General features: G+C 74.2%; 2 protein-coding genes. Both read right to left on the reverse strand.

Annotation, left to right across the window (positions count from 1 at the left end; translation table 11 throughout):
- Positions 1 to 858 (reverse strand): RNA polymerase sigma factor (locus BG452_RS34555; RefSeq protein ID WP_188308296.1); only part of this gene is annotated, 858 nt, incomplete at its 3' end.
- 223 nt (positions 859 to 1,081) lie between these two features.
- On the reverse strand, positions 1,082 to 1,572 hold a 491-nt coding region (locus tag BG452_RS34560), incomplete at its 5' end, for a CAP domain-containing protein (protein ID WP_188308297.1).

The raw sequence follows: 1,572 nt of genomic DNA on the forward strand, positions 1-1,572 counted from the left end.
CACGCCCGCGCCGCTGCCGGCGGCGGCCGAGTGCGTGGCGGCGGTGGCGGCCGCCGTGTGCTGGAAGTGCAGCAGCGCGGGCGAGGCCGACGGGATCGGGACCATGGCGAGGCCGGCCAGGAGCCCCTCGGCGGGGAAGAGGTCCCGGCCGAGGCCGTCGCAGTTGACGCAGCCGCGGATGTGCCGGGCGATCCGCTTGCGCCAGACCGAGTTCGGGGTGCCGTCGAACCCGGCGGTGACCTCGGCGAGTTCGGGGCAGCGCGGGTAGGCGCCGAGGGCACGGACGACGACCCGGCCCGCCTCCAGCTGCTTCTTCATCCGCTGGACCCGGACGGCGGTGTGCTGCGCGGTCAGGTCGAGGGCCTCGGCGAGTTCGGCGCGGGTGAGTTCGCCGCCGGCCTCCAGCCACCACAGGGCGAGCAGCTCGCGGTCGTCCGGATCCAGCCAGCGGGTGGCTTCGGCCACCTCGCGCCGCTGGCCGGACAGGCCCAGGCGCAGGATGGTGAGGTCGGTGAAGTCGGCCCGGGGGTCGGGGACCTCCCAGCTCTCGTCCAGGCCCCCGACGGTGGGCTGCTGCTGCCCGGCGGCGTGACGGCGGCGGACCTGGTTCATGGTGATGGCGACCAGCCAGGACCGGAAGGACTCCGGGTCACGGAGCCCGTCCAGGCCGTCGAGGGCGCGGATCATGGTCTCCTGGGCGACGTCGTCCACGTCGGCGTGGCCGCGCAGGGCGCGGCCGGCCACGTTGTAGACGAGCGGCAGCCAGGCGGCGACCAAGGCCTCCTGGGCCTGCCGGTCACCTGCCTGCGCCGCGAGCACCAGGGTCGCCCCGGTCCTGTTCTGCACATCAGCGTTCATGGTCCGCACTCCGTCTTGCCGTGTTTCCGTCCGCCGCTGCCTCCTCGGAGACCCGTGGGGAGTGATCAGATAACAACAATGTGCGCGGAATCGGAAAATCGGACTGGCCTGTGGCCGGGGGTACCGGCCACAGGCGGGGCGCGAAGGCATGGGCGAGAAGGCGTGGGCGAGGAGGTGGGGGCGCGAAGGCGTGGGCGAGGAGGCGAGGCGGGGGCGGGCCCGATCAGGCCGGGGCGGCGAACACCTGGGTCCACCACGGACCGTCGGCACCCGTCCGCACGCCCACCCCGAGCTGCTTGAACGCGCAGTTCAGGATGTTGGCGCGGTGGCCCGGGCTGTTCATCCAGGACTCCATCACCGCCGCCGGGTCCTTCTGCCCCCGGGCGATGTTCTCGCCCCAGGTGCTCCAGCTGTAGCCGACCGCCTCGATCCGGTGGTCGGCGTGGTAGCCCTCCGGGCTGGCGTGGTCGAAGTAGTTGCGGTCGGCCATGTCGTCGCTGTGCGACTGGGCCGCACTGGCCAGCCGGGGCTCGGCGCTGACCGGGCCGCAACCGGCCTTGGCGCGCTCGGCGTTGACCAGGTCCACGACCTGCTGGGCGTACGAGGCGTTCGGTCCGCCGCCCGCCGGTGCCGCGGCGGCCCGCTGGGCGGCGACCGCGGCGCCGGTGGCAGTCGAGCGGGCGGCCGTCGGGCTCGGCTTCGCGGTGGCGGTGG

This window comes from Streptomyces sp. CBMA123, assembly GCF_014596465.1.
Lineage (GTDB): Bacteria > Actinomycetota > Actinomycetes > Streptomycetales > Streptomycetaceae > Kitasatospora.